General features: G+C 55.1%; 19 protein-coding genes. 11 read left to right on the plus strand and 8 right to left on the minus strand.

Annotated elements, in window-relative coordinates:
* Positions 1-204: 204 nt before the first annotated feature.
* Complete coding sequence (gene trkA, locus NQ012_RS03880) at positions 205-1,599, minus strand: Trk system potassium transporter TrkA (RefSeq protein WP_257066282.1); 1,395 nt, start codon at positions 1,597-1,599, stop codon at positions 205-207.
* Between the two features lie 226 nt (positions 1,600-1,825).
* Here trkA and NQ012_RS03885 point away from each other — a divergent pair, with 226 nt between their 5' ends.
* Entirely contained in the window at positions 1,826-3,211 is a 1,386-nt protein-coding gene (locus tag NQ012_RS03885; RefSeq protein ID WP_257066283.1) for a GntP family permease, read from the plus strand.
* A gap of 16 nt (positions 3,212-3,227) precedes the next feature.
* A complete protein-coding gene (locus NQ012_RS03890; RefSeq protein ID WP_257066284.1) occupies positions 3,228-3,752 on the plus strand; it encodes a gluconokinase, GntK/IdnK-type in 525 nt (174 codons plus the stop codon).
* 255 nt (positions 3,753-4,007) lie between these two features.
* Here NQ012_RS03890 and NQ012_RS03895 read toward each other — a convergent pair whose 3' ends face one another.
* Together NQ012_RS03895 and NQ012_RS03900 are read right to left on the minus strand one after the other, a co-directional pair.
* Entirely contained in the window at positions 4,008-4,163 is a 156-nt protein-coding gene (locus tag NQ012_RS03895; RefSeq protein ID WP_257066285.1) for a hypothetical protein, read from the minus strand.
* 203 nt (positions 4,164-4,366) lie between these two features.
* Positions 4,367-4,543: a hypothetical protein gene (locus NQ012_RS03900; protein ID WP_257066286.1), complete on the minus strand. Its 177-nt coding sequence runs from the start codon at positions 4,541-4,543 to the stop codon at positions 4,367-4,369.
* A gap of 209 nt (positions 4,544-4,752) precedes the next feature.
* Here NQ012_RS03900 and NQ012_RS03905 point away from each other — a divergent pair, with 209 nt between their 5' ends.
* The 4 genes from NQ012_RS03905 (at position 4,753) to grxB (ending at position 8,393) form a co-directional block, all read left to right on the plus strand.
* On the plus strand, positions 4,753-5,364 hold the full coding sequence (locus NQ012_RS03905; RefSeq protein WP_257066287.1) for a phosphoribosylanthranilate isomerase: 612 nt from the start codon (positions 4,753-4,755) through the stop codon (positions 5,362-5,364).
* Between the two features lie 9 nt (positions 5,365-5,373).
* Positions 5,374-6,576 (plus strand): tryptophan synthase subunit beta, encoded by a 1,203-nt coding sequence (trpB, locus tag NQ012_RS03910; RefSeq protein WP_257066288.1) that lies wholly within the window; start codon positions 5,374-5,376, stop codon positions 6,574-6,576.
* Positions 6,577-6,912: 336 nt separating this feature from the next.
* Positions 6,913-7,656 carry a carbonic anhydrase gene (locus NQ012_RS03915; protein ID WP_257066290.1) on the plus strand — a complete coding sequence of 248 codons (744 nt, stop codon included), beginning with the start codon at positions 6,913-6,915 and terminating at the stop codon, positions 7,654-7,656.
* Between the two features lie 86 nt (positions 7,657-7,742).
* The gene (grxB, locus tag NQ012_RS03920; RefSeq protein ID WP_257066291.1) at positions 7,743-8,393 is read left to right on the plus strand and encodes a glutaredoxin 2; all 651 of its coding nucleotides are present in this window, start codon (positions 7,743-7,745) and stop codon (positions 8,391-8,393) included.
* A gap of 116 nt (positions 8,394-8,509) precedes the next feature.
* Here grxB and NQ012_RS03925 read toward each other — a convergent pair whose 3' ends face one another.
* A complete protein-coding gene (locus NQ012_RS03925; protein ID WP_257066292.1) occupies positions 8,510-9,193 on the minus strand; it encodes an epoxyqueuosine reductase QueH in 684 nt (227 codons plus the stop codon).
* A 255-nt stretch (positions 9,194-9,448) separates the two neighbouring features.
* On the opposite strand from NQ012_RS03925, the gene NQ012_RS03930 reads away from it, so the two are divergent.
* From NQ012_RS03930 to NQ012_RS03945, 4 genes are all read left to right on the plus strand, one after another.
* A complete protein-coding gene (locus NQ012_RS03930) occupies positions 9,449-10,426 on the plus strand; it encodes a DNA polymerase III subunit delta' (RefSeq protein WP_257066293.1) in 978 nt (325 codons plus the stop codon).
* 26 nt (positions 10,427-10,452) lie between these two features.
* Complete coding sequence (locus NQ012_RS03935) at positions 10,453-10,812, plus strand: PilZ domain-containing protein (RefSeq protein ID WP_373566630.1); 360 nt, start codon at positions 10,453-10,455, stop codon at positions 10,810-10,812.
* A 325-nt stretch (positions 10,813-11,137) separates the two neighbouring features.
* Positions 11,138-12,283, plus strand: a complete 1,146-nt coding sequence (gene dapE / locus NQ012_RS03940; protein WP_257066294.1) for a succinyl-diaminopimelate desuccinylase — start codon at positions 11,138-11,140, stop codon at positions 12,281-12,283.
* A gap of 159 nt (positions 12,284-12,442) precedes the next feature.
* A complete protein-coding gene (locus NQ012_RS03945) occupies positions 12,443-13,183 on the plus strand; it encodes a UDP-2,3-diacylglucosamine diphosphatase (RefSeq protein ID WP_257066295.1) in 741 nt (246 codons plus the stop codon).
* 41 nt (positions 13,184-13,224) lie between these two features.
* Here NQ012_RS03945 and NQ012_RS03950 read toward each other — a convergent pair whose 3' ends face one another.
* Together NQ012_RS03950 and NQ012_RS03955 are read right to left on the minus strand one after the other, a co-directional pair.
* Complete coding sequence (locus tag NQ012_RS03950) at positions 13,225-14,031, minus strand: TSUP family transporter (RefSeq protein ID WP_085391011.1); 807 nt, start codon at positions 14,029-14,031, stop codon at positions 13,225-13,227.
* A 40-nt stretch (positions 14,032-14,071) separates the two neighbouring features.
* The gene (locus NQ012_RS03955) at positions 14,072-14,986 is read right to left on the minus strand and encodes a TauD/TfdA family dioxygenase (protein WP_257066296.1); all 915 of its coding nucleotides are present in this window, start codon (positions 14,984-14,986) and stop codon (positions 14,072-14,074) included.
* Positions 14,987-15,302: 316 nt separating this feature from the next.
* Between NQ012_RS03955 and gcvP the strand changes: the two genes are divergently transcribed.
* Positions 15,303-18,158: an aminomethyl-transferring glycine dehydrogenase gene (gene gcvP / locus NQ012_RS03960; RefSeq protein ID WP_257066298.1), complete on the plus strand. Its 2,856-nt coding sequence runs from the start codon at positions 15,303-15,305 to the stop codon at positions 18,156-18,158.
* Positions 18,159-18,293: 135 nt separating this feature from the next.
* Here gcvP and NQ012_RS03965 read toward each other — a convergent pair whose 3' ends face one another.
* The gene (locus NQ012_RS03965; RefSeq protein WP_257066300.1) at positions 18,294-19,304 is read right to left on the minus strand and encodes an RluA family pseudouridine synthase; all 1,011 of its coding nucleotides are present in this window, start codon (positions 19,302-19,304) and stop codon (positions 18,294-18,296) included.
* Between the two features lie 106 nt (positions 19,305-19,410).
* Positions 19,411-19,725 carry a hypothetical protein gene (locus tag NQ012_RS03970; RefSeq protein WP_257066301.1) on the minus strand — a complete coding sequence of 105 codons (315 nt, stop codon included), beginning with the start codon at positions 19,723-19,725 and terminating at the stop codon, positions 19,411-19,413.
* Between the last annotated feature and the right edge of the window lie 84 nt (positions 19,726-19,809).

Raw genomic sequence — 19,809 nt, forward strand, 5'->3', positions numbered from 1 at the left:
CAGCGTATTCAAATGTTTTGCAGCCTGAGGCTTTTGCAAAATTCTTTTAGATGCCTTAAAACATTTGCGTCATACTCGGGCTTGACCCGAGTATCTCTTTGTCTTCTAAAACACACAGATACTCGGGTCAAGCCCGAGTATGACGAAATATAAATAAATTCAGGATTAAAACGGCTTTTTTGCAAAAGCCGCTGACTGCATTCACTAGCCGAAAAAGCCCATTTTCACGGCAATCAGTTTTTCCAGTTCGCGCAATACGCGGCGGCGCGACACGAAGAAAATAATGTGGTCGCCGTCGGCCATTACCGCGTCTTCTTTGTGGCCCATCACCACTTCGTCGCCGCGCACGAGGGCGGCGAAGTGGCAGCCCTGCGGCCATTTGATTTCCGACACGCGGCGGCCGACCAGCGCGGAGGTTTGTTTGTCGCCGTGCACCACCACTTCGATGGCTTCGGCCGTGCCGCGCCGCAGGGGGTGGACGGCTACTACGTCGCCGCGGCGGATGTGGGCGAGAATCGAGCCGATGGTTACCAGATGCGGCGATACTACGATGTCGATTTTGTTGCCTTCGAGCAAATCCACATAGCTTGAGCGGTTGACAATGGTGATTACGCGCTTGGCGCCGAGGTTTTTGGCCAGCAGGCTCGACATGATGTTGTTTTCGTCGTCGTTGGTGAGGGCACAGAAAACGTCGATTTCGTCGATATATTCCTGCTCGAGCAGGGTTTCGTCGGAGGCGGAACCCAGCAGCACCAGTGTGCTGTCGAGGTGTTCGGCCAGCCAGTCGGCGCGGTTTTTGTTGTATTCGATGATTTTGATGTCCATATCGCTTTCGAGCTGTTTGGCCAGCCGGTAGCCGATGTTGCCGCCGCCGGCGATCATGATGCGGCGGTTGCGCTGCTCGTTGGGCCGCAGCTCGCGCATCATGATTTTCACGTTTTCGGTGCCGGCCACGAAAAACACTTCGTCGCCTTCGATAATCACGGTTTGGGCGGAGGGCACAATCAGGCGGTTGTTGCGGTAGATGGCGCAGATTTGGCAATCTACCCCTTCGGGCAGGTGTTGGTTGATTTGGGAGATTTCTTTATCGACCAACAAGCCGCCTTTGCGCGCCTGCACCACCACCATGCGGGCTTTGTCGTCGGCAAAGCGCAAAACCTGCAAGGCGCTGGTGTAGCTGAGCAGGCCGGCCAGCCGTTCGGTTACCAGTTCTTCGGGGCTGATCGACTCGGTGATGTCGAACATATCGAGGCTGCTTTGCTCTTCTTCGGTGCGGTAGTCGAGATAATCGGTGGAGCGCACGCGGGCGATACGGCTGGGAATGTTGAACACGTCGGCGGCGATTTTGCAGGCCACGATGTTGGTTTCGTCGCTGCGGGTGAGCGCCAGCAGCAGGTCGGCGTCTTCCGCGCCCGCGCGTTTGAGCATAAACGGCGAGGCGCCGTTGCCCAGCAGGGTTTGTACGTCGAGCTTGCTGCCGATGTTTTGCAGCGCGGTTTCGTTAACGTCGATGATGGTTACGTCGTTGCCGGGCAGCGAGGCCAGTTCTTGGGCAACGGTGGAGCCTACCTGGCCGCTGCCGAGTATCAGTATTTTCACGTTGATCTGCCGTGTTTTGCTGTGGGAAACGGTATTTTAGCCCAAAGGCCGTCTGAAAGCATTTTTCGGCTTGGCAAAAGGTTTCGGACGGCCCCGAACCGGGGCTGCCGGCTTATGCAAATATGTAAACTGCTTATGTTGATATAAATCATACGCGCTGCGGCATGCTGTATTAGAATAGCGGCAAACCTCAACACATTATTTCTGCTACTAAAAAGGGCTTCGCATGGAAAATTGGACGCAAACTTTAAGCACGGGTACGCTGCTCGGCATTGCGGCAGGCGCCATCCTGCTGATTTTGATATTAATCATCAAATTCCGCGTGCACGCGCTGCTTACGCTGATGATTGTCAGCCTGCTGACCGCCATCGCCACAGGGCTGCCGATGGGCAGCATCGTGAACGACGTGCTGGTGAAAAACTTCGGTGGCACGCTCGGCAGCGTGGCGTTGCTGGTGGGCTTGGGCGCCATGCTCGGCAGGCTGGTGGAAACGTCGGGCGGCGCGCAATCGCTGGCCGATGCGCTGATCCGCGCTTTCGGCGAAAAGCGCGCACCGTTCGCGCTGGGCGTGGCTTCGCTGATTTTCGGCTTTCCGATTTTCTTCGATGCCGGCTTGGTGGTGATGCTGCCGATTGTGTTCGCCACCGCCCGCCGCATGAAAGCCAATGTTTTGGCCTACGGCATGGCCTCTATCGGCGCGTTTTCGGTGATGCACGTTTTCCTGCCGCCGCACCCCGGTCCGATTGCCGCTTCTGAATTTTACGGCGCCAATATCGGCCATGTGCTGCTGCTCGGCCTGCCGTTGGCGGTGATTACCTGGTATTTCAGCGGCTACCTGCTCGGCCAGGTGCTCGACCGCAAATTCGCCGTGCCCGTGCCCGACATTCTCAGCGGCGGCAAACAAGACGACGATCCGCCGCAGGAGCCGGCCAAGGCCGGCACGGTTATCGGCATTATGTTAATCCCCATGCTGCTGATTTTCTTAAACACCGGCTTGGCCACGCTGATTGCCGAAAAAGTGGTGAGTGCCGACGAAGGCTGGGTGCAGACCCTGCGCATGATCGGCTCCACACCTATCGCGCTGCTGATTTCGGTGCTGGTGGCCATGTTTGTGCTCGGCCGAAAACGCGGTGCAAAAGCCACCGCGCTTGAAAAAACCGTTGACGGCGCGCTCGGCCCCGTCTGCTCGGTGATTCTGATTACCGGTGCGGGCGGTATGTTCGGCGGCGTATTGCGCGCTTCGGGCATCGGCCAGGCCTTGGCCGACAGCATGGGCCATTTGGGTATTCCCGTGCTGCTGGGCTGCTTTTTGGTGGCGCTGGCGCTGCGTATCGCGCAAGGTTCGGCCACGGTTGCCTTAACCACCGCCGCCGCGCTGATGGCGCCCGCCGTGGCCGCCGCCGGCTACAGCGACTGGCAGCTTGCCTGCATTGTTTTGGCCACCGCCGCCGGTTCCGTAGGCGTGAGCCATTTCAACGATTCCGGCTTCTGGCTGGTCGGCCGCCTGCTCGATATGGACGTGCCCACCACGCTGAAAACCTGGACGGTTAACCAAACCCTGATTGCCGCCATCGGCTTCGCACTTTCCGCCCTTGCGTTCAGCATCTTATAAGTAAAGGAGCAATATCATGGATACCGTACATTTCGTGCTGATGGGCGTGTGCGGCTGCGGCAAAACCACCGCTGCCCTTACCCTGCAACAGCATTTCCAATGCCCTTATGCCGAGGGCGACGAGTTCCACACGCAGGAAAACCGCGACAAAATGGGCGCAGGCATTCCGCTCACCGACGAAGACCGCTACCCGTGGCTGCGCAACCTGCGTGATTGGATGACCGCGCAGGCGCGTGCGGGCAAGCCCTACAGCATCGTTACCTGTTCGGCGCTCAAGCGCCAATACCGCGACATTCTGCGCGAAGCCGAGGGCAGGGTGGTGTTTATCCACCTCGCTCCACCGTATGAAGTGAACCTTGAGCGCATGATGGCGCGCAAAGGGCACTATATGAAAGCCGGTATGCTCGATTCGCAAATGGCAATTCTCGAAGAATTGGGTGCAGACGAAGCCGGCGTGCGCATCAGCAGCGCGGGCGAAGCCGACGAAGTGCAGGCCGAAATGATGGCTTGGGTGAAAGCGCAAGGCTTCGAGCCTAAATAATCGTTAAACAGTCAATCAGGCCGTCTGAAAAGGTTTTTCACATAAACCTTTTCAGACGGCCTGATTGTTTGGTTTGGGCTGTGCAGAATCTGAAACCTTTTCAAAATTCATTGAGGCCGTCTGAAACGCTTAAATACCGTCATGCTCGCGACGGTTGGATATTTCAGACGGCCTTGAGACATTTTGCAAAGGCTTCAATCTGTTTTTTATACCGTTTTTGCCGTGTTTGAGCCAAGGCCGAATACGGCAACGGTTTTAATGCGCGTGGCCGCGTTCGCCGTGGCTGTGGCCGTGATCCTGCATATTGTGTTCGCGCTCGGGGCCGCGGTCATGGCCACCATGGTGGGGAGCAACGCAGGCGGCCAGCAGCAGCGCGGTGGCGGCGGAGAGCAACAAGGCTTTGAATTTCATCGTTATCGTCCTTTCTTTATAAAGTGTGATTCGGGCGGCAACCCGCCGGAGAGAGAAGGGCGGGAAAAGGGTTTTGCAACGCCGAACCGTTTTTCGGCCACAGATAATGTTACACTTCGGCTTGCGGTTTAAAACCGGTTTTTTACGGAACAGGCCGTCTGAAAAAGTTTTCAGACGGCCTGCAACAGCCGGATCGGGCCGTGTTATTGCTGCATGGTGCCCAGCGCGTCGGTGCCGGTGCCGGTGGTAGCGGCGGGTACGCTGTCTTGAACCTGACCCGCAGTGGTGTCAACGGCGGGGCTGTCGGTTGAAGACGAGCTGCACGCGGCGGCGGTTAAGGCGATGGCGGCAGAGAGCAGCAAAACTTTGATATGTTTCATAACGGTTTATCCTTTGAAATTTGAAAAAAAACAGCACAGGGTGCTGTGCCGTTTTCATCTTAAAAGCCATCAGGCGGTTATGGCAATGCGGCTTAACACGGTTTTGCCCGATTAAAACCATAACTGCAAAGGCCGTCTGAAACTTTGCAGATATTAGGGAACTATTGTATAAACACCCAAACCAAAATTTACAGCCGACCGGAAAAACCATGACTCCCCGTATCAAAATCTGCGGTTTCACCCGCCCCGAAGACGCCGCCGCCGCCGCCGAGTTGGGCGCCGACGCGGTGGGGTTGGTGTTTTACGAAAAAAGCAAACGCGCCGTGAGCATAGAAACGGCGCAGCGCATCGTGCGGGAGCTGCCGCCGTTTGTCGGCGTGGTGGCGCTGTTTGTCAACGAAGAAGCGGCGCGCATCGAAGAAATTCTCGCGCAGGTGCCGATAGACATCATCCAGTTTCACGGCGACGAGCCGCCCGAATTCTGCCGCCGTTTTGCGCGCCCCTATATCAAGGCCGTGCGCGTGCAAAACACCGCCGACATCATCTCGGCGCTCGAAACTTATCCCGACGCCCGCGCCGTGCTGTTCGACGCCCACATCGAAGGCGAATACGGCGGCACCGGCCACAGCTTCGACTGGCGGATGCTGCCGCAAAACCTCAACGGCCATTGGATACTTTCAGGCGGCCTCACGCCCGACAACGTGGCCGAAGCTGTTAGAATAACGGGCGCGCAAACCGTTGACGTGTCCAGCGGCGTGGAAAGCGCGGCAGGCATCAAATCCGTTGCCAAAATGGCGGAGTTTATCCGCCGCCTATCATAAGGAATATTCATGCAGAACTACCAAGCCCCCGATTCACAAGGCTTTTTCGGCGAACACGGCGGCGTGTTCGTTTCCGAAACCCTGATTCCCGCCCTACAGGAGCTGGCGGCCGCTTATCAAGAAGCCAAAAACGATCCCGCTTTCTGGGCGGCTTTCCGCAACGACCTGAAACACTACGTCGGCCGCCCCAGCCCCGTTTACCACGCCGCGCGCCTGTCTGAAAAACTCGGCGGTGCGCAAATCTGGCTCAAGCGCGAAGACCTCAACCACACCGGCGCACACAAAATCAACAACACCATCGGCCAGGCGCTGCTGGCCAAGCGCATGGGCAAAAAACGCGTGATTGCCGAAACCGGTGCCGGCCAGCACGGCGTGGCTTCCGCCACCGTTGCCGCCCGTTTCGGCATGGAATGCCATGTTTACATGGGTGCCGACGACATTATCCGCCAAGCCCCCAACGTGTTCCGCATGAAGCTGTTGGGCGCCAATGTGGTGGGCGTGGACAGCGGCAGCCGCACCCTGAAAGACGCCATGAACGAAGCCATGCGCGAATGGGTGGCGCGGGTGGACGATACTTTCTACATTATCGGCACCGCCGCCGGCCCCGCGCCTTATCCCGAAATGGTGCGCGATTTCCAATGTGTAATCGGCAACGAAGCCAAAGAGCAGATGCTCGAAGCCATCGGCCGCCAGCCCGATGTGGCGGTGGCTTGTGTGGGCGGCGGTTCCAACGCTATCGGCCTGTTTTATCCTTATATTGAAGAAAACGGTGTGCGTCTGGTGGGGGTGGAGGCAGGCGGACACGGCGTACACACGCCCGACCATGCCGCGCCGATTACCAGCAAAGCGCCCGCCGGCGTGCTGCACGGTTTCCGCAGCTATCTGATGCAGGACGAAAACGGCCAAGTGCAGGGCACGCATTCCGTTTCGGCCGGTTTGGATTACCCCGGCATCGGCCCCGAACACAGCCATCTGGCCGACATCAAACGCGTGGAATACACCGCCGCCGATGACGATACCGCCTTGCAAGCCTTTGATTTATTATGCCAATACGAAGGCATTATCCCTGCGTTGGAAAGCTCGCACGCACTGGCGTGGGCGGTGGAGAATGCGCCGAAAATGGGTAAAGACCAAGTGATTCTGGTCAACCTGTCCGGCCGCGGTGATAAAGACATCAACACCGTTGCCAAACTCAAAGGCATTGAATTGTAAGGGTTTCAGACGGCCTGAGGTTTTGCAGGACTCATGCCGTTATGGAAAACTGCTTAGGGTGTGCAGTCAGAATGCTTGTGAAGCGGATTTTAACCAAAAATACCGCCGCAACGCGGTTGGCTGCACGCCCCAATAACAAGGACGCATCTTATGCCCGGGCTTGCCCGGGTATTTTTATTGTTTGGAGAGAAAGGCAAAGGTCTCGGGCCGGGTATCGGAAAAGTAGCCGTGCGTAGTTAGACATGGCTTGACGGAGGTCAATCAAACCTTATTAACGATAATATATTAAATAACTATAATCAATAATTTATTCATATAGATAAATAGGATTAAAAAATGAATTATAAATATATTATTTTTTCGCTTGCGCTCGCAGCAGGCTTGGCTGCCGCCGAAACGCATCCGCATTGGTCGTATGAAGGCGATAAAAGCAGCCCGGCGCATTGGGGCGAGCTGAGCGAAGCGTTTGCCATGTGCGGAAAAGGTAAAAACCAGTCGCCGGTGGATTTAACCAATGCCATTCACGTTTCGGGCAACAGCATAGATTTCCGCTATCAGCCCGCGCGTTTCCGCATCGAAAACAACGGCCATACGGTTCAGCTTACCCCCGATGCCGGCGGTGAAACGCTGGATATCGGCGGCAAGAAAATGCAGTTGAAGCAGTTCCACTTCCACACGCCCAGCGAGCACACGTTTAACCACCGCCATTTTCCGATGGAAGCCCATTTCGTACACCAAAGCAGCACGGGCGAGTTGGCCGTGCTGACGGTGCTGTTTCAAGAAGGCCGGAACAACCCCGCGCTGGCGCAGATTCTGGCCAAGCACTTGAAAGCCGGACAGTCGGCTCAGACGGCCGCGCCGTTGGATATCAACACGCTGTTTCCCGCCAACCGCCGCCATTTCCGCCTGAACGGCTCGCTCACCACGCCGCCGTGCAGCGAAGGGGTGAACTGGATTGTGTTGGAAACACCGGTCAGCGCAGGGGCAGGGCAGATTAAGGCGATGGCGAAAATGATAGGCCACCCGAATAACCGCCCCGTGCAACCTTTGAACGCGCGGATTGTGATCAAGGAAAACTGACACAGGCTGCGGCTTGTGCGGCGGTTGTTTCAGACGGCCTTTTGGTGTTAAGGTGCACACAGGCAAACAAACTAAGGAAAACAGCCATGAAACTCTATATTTACGACCATTGCCCCTTCTGCGTGCGCGCCCGCATGATTTTCGGCCTGCGCGGGTTGGCGGCGGAAGAAATTGTGCTGTTGAACGACGACGAAGCCACCCCCATCGGTATGATAGGCGCCAAACAGGTGCCGATACTGCAAAAAGACGACGGTTCGTATATGGGCGAGAGCTTGGATATCGTGCGTTATATCGATAATCTGGCGGATAAAGGCCGTCTGAAAGAAGAAATCCGACCCGAAGTGCAGGCTTGGCTGGATAAGGCCAACACTTATGTCAGCAAGTTGGTGCAGCCGCGCATGGTATCGATCGGGCTGCCCGAGTTTGCCACCCAAAGCGCAATTGATTATTTCGTGCATAAAAAAGAAGCCAATATCGGCAGCTTTGCCGAAAATCTGGCAAAAACCGATGAATATCTGCAAACCCTGCATGCTGATTTGGCTGATTTGGAACGGCAGGTTGCAGGCGTGCACAATCTGAACGGCGAAGGTTTGAGCATGGAAGATATCCACGTTTTCCCGCTGCTGCGCAACTTAACGGCGGTGCGCGGGTTGGCGCTGCCGCCGAAATTGAAAGCCTATACGGACAATATGCCCGCCGCTTCAGGCGTGCCGCTTTATACGGATAGGGCGGTGTAGGTTATTTTGAATTTTGCAAAAGCCTCAGGCCGTCTGAAACCATATTTCAGACGGCCTGAGTGAATGTCGCAAAGATTGCGGCCGGCCGGAACCCTGCCGGCTAAACCGAAAGCGCGTCAGCTGTTTTCCTCTTCGTCGCCGTAATATTTCACACCGATTTTAATCGGCGCCCGGCCTTGCGATTTGCGGTGGTGGTTGGTGTCGCGCAGCGAATAGGCGCAGCCGCAGTATTCCTGTTGGTAGAAATGTTCGCGCTTGCTGATTTCGATCATGCGCGCGCTGCCGCCGCCTTTGCGCCAGTTGAAATCCCAATACACCACGTCGTCGTACGGCGCGGCGGCGCGGTGGCCGCAGTCGTTGATCTGGTTCATGTTTTTCCAGCGCGAAATGCCCAGCGAGCTGGTGAGCACGGGGAAGCCGTGTTCGTGGGCATAAAGGGCGGCGCGCTCGAAACGCATATCGAAACACATGGTGCAGCGGCGGCCGCGTTCGGGGTCCATTTCCATGCCTTTGGCGCGCTCGAACCAGTTATCAACATCGTAATCGGCGTCGATAAAGGGAATATTGTGTTTTTTGGCAAAAGCGATGTTTTCGTTTTTGCGGATTTCGTATTCTTTTTTCGGGTGGATATTGGGGTTGTAGAAGAAAATGGTGTAGTCAATGCCGCTGGCGAGCATGGCCTCCATCACTTCGCCCGAGCAGGGGGCGCAGCAGGAATGCAGCAGCACTTTTTTGTGGCCGCCCGGCGGGGTGAGCACGGGGCGCTCGATGGGGGTTACTTCGGGTTTGTTGTCGTTCATGGTGTGTGGCCGTTGAAAGATTTTCAGACGGCCTCATTAATCTGGCCGTCTGAAAAAAGGTTTCTCAATTAAGGCGTATAGCTAATCCACTTTAAAATAAGTACAAGGCGGCGAGCCGCAGATAGTACAAGTAGTACAGCAAGGCGAGCCAACGCGGTAATTATTTTAAAGTGGGTTGGCTATATTTTAGCAGAATCAAGGCCGTCTGAAACCTGTATAATGCCTGCTTTTCCAGCCGTTTTTTGCGCTTTTCTTATGATTTATCCGTGGCACCAAACCCAATGGCGGCAGCTTGCGGAACACCGCAACAACCTGCCCAACGCCTGGCTGTTTACCGGCAGGCAGAACACCGGCAAAACCGCGTTTGCCCGCCATACCGCCCAAGCCCTCTTGTGTGAGCAGCCCGGCACGGCTGGCGACCCCTGCGGCGTTTGCCCGTCGTGCCATCTGTTTGCGCAAAACAGCCATCCCGATTTTTACGAACTCACGTCCGAAATCCCCGACGGCGAAGCGGTGGGGCGCAAGCTGTTGCAGATTAAAATCGACGCCGTGCGCGAGGTGGTCGACAACATCCACCTCACTTCCGTGCGCGGCGGGCGGCGTATCGTGCTGGTGCATCCGGCCGAAAGCATGAACCTCCAGGCCACCAACGGCCTTTTGAAAGTGCTGGAAGAGCCGCCCGAAAACGTGCTGTTTTTGCTGGTTACCCATGCGCGCGACAAACTGCTGCCCACCATCAAAAGCCGCTGCCGCCAAATGGTGCTGCCGCCGCCTTCGCACGAAGAAGCCTTGCAGTATTTGCGGCAGCAGGAAACAGACGATGCCGAAAACCTGCTGGCCTTTCACGGCGGCGCGCCCCTGTTCGAGCACCAGCCCGAACTCGACGAACTGCGCGAATCGCTGCTCGAGCTGTTGGCCGCCCCGCGCCTGCTGGCGATACTCGACTATGCCGCCGAGTTCGACAAACACAAACAGCCGCTGGCCGTTTTTCTCGACTGGCTGCACAAATGGCTGCTCGATGTGGGTTTGGCGCAACAGCATATGCCGCCGCTGTATTACCCGCAACACGCGCAGGCATCGGCGCAAACGGGCAGGCGCACATCCGGCGCTGCCCTGTTCGCACTGACAGGCCGTCTGAACCGCTTAAGCCCTTACGGATACCACACGCTGAGTGTTAAAATGCAGATCGAAAGTTTGCTGACCGATTATCTCGAATTCTGGCAAAACAAATAACAACCGAACATTAAAAGGGAAAACCAATGATGAATGCCCCCCAAGACCTGCCCGGCCGCATGATGGCCCTGCAACTGCGCGAAAAAGCAGCACTCTACAACAGCTATATGCCGTTTCTCGAACACGGCGGCCTGTTCGTGCCCACCGACGATATTTTTTCGCTGGGCGACGAAGTGCTGCTGGCTTTGGAACTCACCGACCACCCCGGCAAAAAATTCCTGCGCACCAAAGTAGCTTGGATTAACCCCGCGCGCACGTCGGCCCACCGCCCCAAAGGCGTGGGCTTGGCTTTCGGCAGCGACGAAATCTGCCTGCAAACCAAAATCCTGATCGAAGGCGAACTGGGCAGCGCGCTGCGCGGCGACAGGGTAACGTTTACCCTGTAAGCGTAATTGCCGCTTTGCAGGCGTGGTTTTCAGACGGCCTGAGACCTTTGCAAGTTGTTTAGGCTGTTTGGAATGCCCGACCGCCGATAAACAACCGCCGTCATACTCGGGCCTGCCCCGAGTATCTCTATTTCTTTACCGTTGCCGCAGAGCCGCCGCCTGCTGAGAAAAGCCGAGACCTTTGCAAAAATACCTTAAGGCCGTGTGGAATGCTTAAATTCCGTCATTCCCGCCTGCGCGGGAATGACGATAATCGGATGTTTCAGACGGCCTAAACAACTTGCAAAGGTCTCAGGCCGTCTGAAAAAAACAAACAGGAACCCCCATGAACGACACCGCATCGCTGAACCTTGCCAAACAACTGATTGCCCAGGCATCGGTTACGCCCGACGACAAAAACTGCCAGCAGATTCTGGCCGAACGCCTGAAAAACATAGGTTTCGCCATCGAGGAAATGCACTTCGGCAACACCAAAAACATTTGGGCGCGGCGCGGCGGCAGCGCGCCCGTGTTGTGTTTTGCCGGCCATACCGACGTTGTGCCTGCGGGGCCGGAGGAATTGTGGCACTCGCCGCCGTTCGAACCGACGGAGCGCGACGGCAGGCTGTTCGGGCGCGGTGCGGCCGATATGAAAACCAGCATCGCCTGTTTCGTTACCGCCTGCGAGCGTTTCGTGGCCGCCAACCCCAACCACGCGGGCAGCATCGCGCTGCTGATTACATCGGACGAAGAAGGCGATGCGTTCGACGGCACCACTAAAGTGGTAGATGTGTTGAAGGCGCGCGGCGAACGGATAGATTATTGCATCGTGGGCGAACCCACCGCCGTAAACGTGTTGGGCGACACCATCAAAAACGGCCGGCGCGGTTCGCTTTCGGGCAATCTAACCGTCAAAGGCAAACAGGGGCATATCGCCTACCCGCATCTGGCGGTCAACCCCGTGCACACTTTCGCGCCCGCGCTGGCCGAGTTGGCCGCCACCGAGTGGGACGCGGGCAATGAATATTTCCCGCCCACCGGCTTTCAGATTTCCAATATCAACGGCGGCACCGGCGTCACCAACGTGATACCCGGCACGCTCAATGTGAAATTCAACTTCCGCTTTTCCACCGAATCCACCGAAGAAGGCTTGAAACAGCGGGTTCACGCCATACTCGACAAACACGGCGTGGATTACAGCTTGGAGTGGATGTGTTCGGGCCAGCCGTTTCTGACCGAAGCGGGCAAACTCACCGACACCGCCCGCCGCGCCATTGCCGAGGTGTGCGGCGTCGAAGCCGAACTTTCCACCAGCGGCGGCACTTCAGACGGCCGCTTCATCAAAGCCGTTGCCGACGAACTGATCGAACTCGGCCCCAGCAACGCCACCATCCACCAGATAAACGAAAACGTGCTGCTGGAAGATATTCCCAAGCTCTCGGCGGTTTATGAGCGCATGATGGCCGATTTGCTGCATAGCGAATCCGCTTAATTTCCGCTACGGCGTTGCTGTGTCTTGCTGTACTACCGTACTACCCGCGGCTTGCTGCCTTGCATCGAAAATATGTGAACCCGCTGTAAACGGCGGGTTTTATATAGCGGCGCAAATCCGTTATGATGCCGTCTGAAATAACCATATCAACGCCCAGCCATGCCGCAAACCCTGTTTATCGCCGATTTGCATCTGTCCGACGACACCCCCGCGCTTAACCGCCTGTTCCTGCAATTTTTGCAGGAACAACAGGGCAGGACGGATGCGCTGTATATACTCGGCGATTTGTTTGAAGTGTGGCTGGGCGACGATATTCTCAGCAACATCGCCGTTGAAGCCGCCGCCGCGTTAAAAGCATTCGGCCGCACCGCGCCGGTGTATTTTATCTGCGGCAACCGCGATTTTCTGCTCGGCCAAGATTATGCCGGACGGGCGGGGATAACGCTGCTGCCCGACATCCGTGAAATCGAGCTTTACGGCACGCATTATTTAATCAGCCACGGCGACGAAATGTGCACCGATGATGTGTCTTACCAACGTTTCCGCCGCATTATCCGCAATCCGTGGCTGCGAAAACTGCTGCTCGCCCTGCCGCAAAGCCGCCGCCGCAAAATCGCCGCCAAAATCCGCGCCGCCAGCAAAGAGAAAAAACAGGCGATGGGGCATACGCCCGTTTCCGACGTAACCGAACAAGGCGTTCAGGCAGCCTTAAACCACCACCCGCAAACCGAGGCGCTTATCCACGGCCACACCCACCGGCCGGCGGAGCACGAACACGGCTTCAACGGCCGCACGGTGAAACGCTATGTGCTGCCCGATTGGTACGGCGGCAGCGGCGGCTATCTGAAGGTGTCGCCGGAAGGGGCGGAAACGGTAGCGTTAAAAACAGAGGCCGTCTGAATTTCAGATGGCCTCTGTTTTTAATAAAAACTCTTAAGTTTTTATCCTGCAACGGCTTTATAAATCATGGTGCACATAATTAAGCCTACGGTAACAATCAAAACTTTTTTGATAATTTCACCGTTACTGTTAATGGCATGCAAGCTGCCGAAATGATTGCCGACTAAATTGGCAAGAATCATTGGAATGCCTATTAAAAAAGCCATTTTTCCTGCAAGTAGAAAAGCCACAAATGCACCGATATTAGAAGCAAAATTGAAAATCTTCGAAGTGGCAGATGCTTGTAATAGGGTTAATTTGTTGATGATAAATAATGCAATGATAAAAATACTTCCTGTTCCAGGGCCGAAAAATCCGTCATAAAAACCTACTATCAGACAAGTGATGAAAACAGCAAAAGCAGACTTTTTAATTTCGTTAGATTCACCGCTGTCGGCTTTTGCAAGCAGCTTTCCTTTAAACAGGGTGGCGAAAAGACCTATGGGCAGAAAAGCTAAAATAATGTAACTAATCACATGTGCAGGAAGCATCAAAATAACTTTTGCGCCGATATATGCGCCAATTAATGCTGAGACAATTCCTACGGGTATGATTTTCCATACAATAGAGCTACTTTTCATAAAATTTTTAATGGCAGCAAGCGTACCTATTGTGCTGACCAGTTTTTCCTGTGCCAGAGCTACTTGTGGGGGTAGGCCTACCATTAAGAAAGCGGGAATAAGGATCAACCCGGCTCCTCCGGCGATGGCATCGATATAGCCTGCAACTAAAGAAGCTAACACCAGCAGGCCTAAACCTATGTAAAAATATTCGGCAATAATGCTACCGTCAACAAAGATAGAATCCATATAAATCCTTTATGAAATGATTAAGTGAAATAATACAGGGTTATGAAGTTTTAAGATGATGCTTGCAGTCGGGCGTAACCAAACAACAATCGGAAGGCTTTTGGTATAAACCGAATACGCGTAGCAGCCATCGGTCTTTGCCATTGAAAAGAGGCTGAAATCCATTTCTGGTATGTAGCGTTTTTTGATTGTCAAATGTAACAGCCTGCCCAGGTTGGAGATAAAAAGATTTCCAAATAGATTTATCTGTTGAAATCTGTTTGAGCTTGTCTAGTGCACAGATATGCTCAGGGCTGTGTTGAGTAGATAAATTATGATAGTCAAATCTTGAAATATATGAGTTATCAGACTCCTGAATCAGTAAAGGTAAGTTACTAGAAGAGTAGTTGCCTTTGAAAGAAGCAGGTCTGTTAACTGAAAATACAGGGTCTTGCAAAAGCAGTTTTTCTTCGTTGGATAAGAAAGCCAGTATATCGTTTAATAATAAAATGCTGGTTGCCACTCCTTCGTGTTGCCTTAAGCAGAGTAAGGTTAATGTATCTGGAGAAGGGGTTTTAATCGACTGTTGGAGGTTTTCACTACGAAGTCGTAAATCGGGGTTATCTACATGAGGGTAAAAAGTTTCATTTGAGCCGTAAGAGCTGATTTGCTTCTCTAAACCTTTTCGAGGCACTACATGGCGAATAAGTTGGCCATCATTTTCACCTTCGTAAACAACAGGATAAAGGTTTAAAGCATGCAAATAGGCAAGCAGGGAAATTGAGGTCGTCGGAATATCAGAATTATGAACAAATCCTGTTTCAGTTGGGGTGTCCGGTAAGAAGCTGTCAATTTCTATTTGACTGAGTGTAAAGGAATTGGATTTTAAATTATTAAGATCAGCAGAAAATTTTATATGGAAATCATGTTTTATGCTGTGAGCAACAGCTTGCTGGTATAAGGTGTTGTTATCCAAAAAAGTCTCCTTGAAAAAAATAATGGGATTGAGCTTAACTTTAGTGAGCGTGTTCTTGGAAAAGCAGATTGTCTACAATTTTACAAATAAGGTCAATATATATTTTAAATTATTCATCATGTTATGATATTTGATTGGTGAAATATTTTTATTTCTTCCTGCGTTTGCTTGGAATGGTAAAAATTTTAAAATATTTATCCACAGAAATTTCTGCTTGGAAAAACCCCATCAAACCCGCAAAAGCGTTTAAAATTACCCCCGTTTCAAACGGCAGGCCGCGCGCAGGCCGCTTTTTTACGCATACAAAGGAAAATCCATGAATTTCAACGAATTGTTTGACAACAACGAATTCGCCTCCCGCCACATCAGCTTTAACGACGAAGCCGCGCTGCTCTCGGCGTTGGGCGAAAAAGATATGACGGGTTTTATCGGCAACACCGTGCCGCAAAGCATCCGTATGTCCGGGGCACTGAATCTGCCCGAGGCGCTCACCGAAGCCGACGCGTTGGCGAAAATCAAAGCGGTTGCCGCGCGCAATAAAGTGAACAAAAGCTACATCGGGCTGGGCTATTATCCGACCCGCCTGCCGAACGTGATTCTGCGCAACGTGCTGGAAAACCCCGGCTGGTACACCGCCTACACGCCGTATCAGGCCGAAATCGCACAAGGCCGCTTGCAGGCGCTGCTCAACTTCCAACAAGTGTGTTTGGATTTGACCGGTTTCGATACCGCCGGCGCGTCGCTGCTCGACGAAGCCACCGCCGCCGCCGAAGCGATGGCGATGGCCAAGCGCGTGAGCAAAGTGAAAAGCAACCGTTTCTTTGTGGACGAGCGCGTGTATCCGCAAACGCTGGACGTGATGCAAACCCGCGCCAAATACTTCGGCTTCGAGCTGGTGGTGGGCGATTTTCAGACGGCCTCGGAAGGCGATTTCTTCGGCGCGCTGTTCCAATACGTCGGCAAAGACGGCGACGTGCTTGATTTGCAGGAAGTTATCGGCCGTCTGAAAGAAAAAGGCACGATTGTGGCGGTGGCCGCCGACGTGATGAGCCTGGTGTTGTTGAAGTCTCCTGCCGAACTCGGCGCGGATATTGCATTGGGCAACACCCAGCGCTTCGGTGTGCCGATGGGCTTCGGCGGTCCGCACGCGGCTTATTTCGCGTTTAAAGACGAATACAAACGCTCCGCCCCCGGCCGCATCATCGGTGTGTCGAAAGACGCGGCAGGCAAACCCGCGCTGCGCATGGCGCTCTCCACCCGCGAGCAGCACATCCGCCGCGAAAAAGCCACTTCCAACATCTGCACCGCGCAGGCGCTGCTGGCTAATCTGGCCGGTATGTATGCCGTTTACCACGGCCCCGAAGGCGTGAAGCGCATCGCCAAACGCATCCACGCGCTGGCCGCCGCGTTCGCCGGATCGCTGAAAGATTCGGACGGCCTCAAAGTGGTGCACGAAGTGTTTTTCGACACCGTGGCGGTGGATTGCGGCAGCAAGGCCAAAGCCGACGAAATCTACCGCAACGCCTTAAACGCCGGCTTCAATCTGCGCCGCGTGAACGACAACGTGCTGGCCGCCGCCTTCCACGAAGAAAGCAGCCGCGAAGATTTGGCCGTGCTGCATATGCTGTTTACCGGCCAGTCCACGCTCACGCTGCCCGCCGAAGCGCCGCAATGCCTGTCTGAAAACCTGTTGCGCAGCGATGAGATTCTCACCCACGAAGTGTTCAACCGCTACCACACCGAACACGAAATGCTGCGCTACCTGAAAAAACTGGAAGACCGCGATTTGGCGATGAACCGCAGTATGATTTCGCTGGGCAGCTGCACCATGAAGCTCAACGCCACCGCCGAGATGCTGCCGATTACCTGGCCCGAATTCGCCAACATCCACCCGTTCGCACCCGCCGAGCAGGTGCAGGGTTATCAGCAACTGTTGCGCGATTTGCAGGAACAGCTCAAAGCCATCACCGGCTTCGACGCGATTTCGATTCAGCCCAACTCCGGCGCGCAGGGCGAATACACCGGATTGCTGTCTATCCGCCGCTTCCACGAAGCCAACGGCCAGCCCGACCGCGACGTGTGCCTGATTCCCCAGTCCGCCCACGGCACCAACCCCGCCACCGCACATATGCTGGGCATGAAAGTGGTGGTGGTGAAAACCGACGAAAAAGGCAACGTCGATATCGAAGATTTGAAAGCCAAAGCCGCCGAGCATCAAGAACATTTGGGCGCGCTGATGATTACCTATCCCTCCACCCACGGCGTGTATGAAGAAGGCATCCGCGAAATTTGCCAAATCATTCACGACCATGGCGGCCAGGTTTATATGGACGGCGCCAACATGAACGCCCAAATCGGCATCATGCAGCCCGCCGAAGTAGGCGCCGACGTGCTGCACATGAACCTGCACAAAACCTTCTGCATCCCGCACGGCGGCGGCGGCCCCGGCATGGGCCCCATCGGCCTGAAAGCCCACCTTGCCCCGTTTGCACCCAGCCACGCGGTAACACCCGTCGAAGGCGCAACCGAGGGCATGAGCGCCGTTTCCGCCGCACCCTACGGCTCGGCCAGCATTCTGCCGATTACCTGGATGTACATCACCCTGATGGGCAAACAGGGCATGGAGCAGGCCACCCAATGGGCGCTGTTGAACGCCAACTATGTAGCGAAAAAACTGGGTGAGGATTACCCGATTCTCTACACCGGCAAAAACGGCCGCGTGGCGCACGAGTGCATCGTCGATTTGCGCCCGCTGAAAGCCGAGAGCGGCATCACCGAAACCGATATCGCCAAACGCCTGATGGACTACGGCTTCCACGCCCCCACCGTGTCGTTCCCCGTACCCGGCACGCTGATGATCGAGCCGACCGAGAGTGAGAGCAAGGCCGAACTCGACCGCTTCATCGCCGCCCTGAAAGCCATCAAGCAGGAAGTGCTGAAAGTGCAGAACGGCGAATGGCCGAAAGACGACAACCCGCTGGCGAACGCGCCGCACACCGCCGCCGACGTGGCCGGCGAATGGAATCGCGCCTACAGCCGCGAAACCGCCGTGTTCCCGCTGCCCTATGTGCGCGAACACAAGTTCTGGCCGAGCGTCAACCGCGTGGATGATGTGTTCGGCGACAAGAATCTGGTTTGCTCCTGCCCGCCGCTGGAAGCGTATGAAGATTAATCCGGCTTGAGCGGATGTATGAGGCCGTCTGAAAAAAACATTTCAGACGGCCTCGGTATTTTGTAAAAGCTTATGGCCAATAAAATTACAAACAGCCCTGTCCGTCAAGCCCGGGTATGACGTGCGTACTTTTGCTTAAGTCGGTTGGCTGTCTAAAACAGAAGCATCACCACTTTGACTTTCCAATACCAACAAAAACTGTGCCAAATCCTGCGGCAGCGCCGCCTTCAGGTGCAGCGGCTCGCCCGTGAGCGGGTGGTTCAGGTGCAGCTCGGCCGCGTGCAGAAACATCCGTTTCAGGCCGAGTTTTTGCAGGCGTTTGTTGGCCTGATAGTCGCCGTAGCGTTCGTCGCCGGCAATCGGGCAGCCTTGCGACTGCATGTGCACCCTGATTTGGTGGGTGCGGCCGGTTTTCAGTGTGGCTTCCGTTAAGGTTAAATCCGACAGGCCGACGCTGTGCAGAAGGCCGTCTGAAAAACGGTTTAACACCCGCAAAACGGTGTGCGCCGCTTGGCCGTCCTCACTCACGCGCACCATTTTTTCGCCCTGCGCGCCGGTGTATTTGAAAAGCGGCAGCTTCACATGAACGCGGTTTTCTTGCAGACGGCCCACCCCCAGCGCCAGATAGATTTTTTTCGGGTGGTCGTTGCGGATGGCTTCGTGCAGCTTCACCAGCGCGCTGCGTTTTTTGGCAACCATCAACAGGCCGCTGGTGTCTTTGTCGAGGCGGTGGACGAGTTCGAGATATTTGGCTTCGGGGCGGGCGCGGCGGATTTGCTCGATAACGCCGAAGCTCACGCCGCTGCCGCCGTGCACCGCCGTGCCGGCGGGTTTGTTGATAACCAGCATGGCGTCGTCTTCATACACAATCTCAAATTCGCGCGCGGGCGCGGCGTTTTTTTCAGACGGCCGCTGCTTTTCGGCCGTGCGCACGGGCGGAATGCGCACCACGTCGCCCTCGTTCAAACGGTCGGTCGGCTTGGCGCGCTTTTTGTTCAGGCGCACTTCGCCCGCGCGGATAATGCGGTGGATATGGCTCTTGGGCACGCCCTTGAGGATTTTGATTAAGAAGTTATCGAGCCGCGCGCCGGCATCGGCTTCGGTGATGCTGATGTGGTTAACCAAGTCTTTGCTAATTGCAGGCATTTTCTCTATAATCCCGTTACTGTTTTAAGACGGTTTAAGAAGAAATAAAGGCCGTCTGAAACAGATGCGGCGCCAAGGTTTGCAAACGCCAAACCGAAACCGCCTGTTATTGTGAATCGAACATTTTATCTGAAAAAAGCACGCCACAAAGCATTTCCTTTATCTGCCTCAAAGCCGGGCGGGTAAAGACGTAATTAAGTTTAACCTTTTCCGGCAAAGCGCCCGCAAGCGTAAGACGCATGACAACAACGCGCCGCCGCAGGATTTCCGCCGCGCCGGACAGCAATGAAGAAGACGGCTCGTATTTACCGGTTTGCCGGGCGCCCGAGGGCGCAGCGGCAGGCCAGCAGCACGGAAAGACGCCCCCGCCGCTTGGCAGGCGCATCCGTGCCGCACGCTCTTTATCTCCCTTCTCGTTCAAGACCAGCCCCACACGCCGTTTCAGACGGCCTGACCATTGGCGGCTGACAAGCGTTGAATACTGATTACACGCCTCGTGGGTGCA

The sequence above is a fragment of the Neisseria dentiae genome (assembly GCF_024580525.1).
Lineage (GTDB): Bacteria > Pseudomonadota > Gammaproteobacteria > Burkholderiales > Neisseriaceae > Neisseria > Neisseria dentiae_A.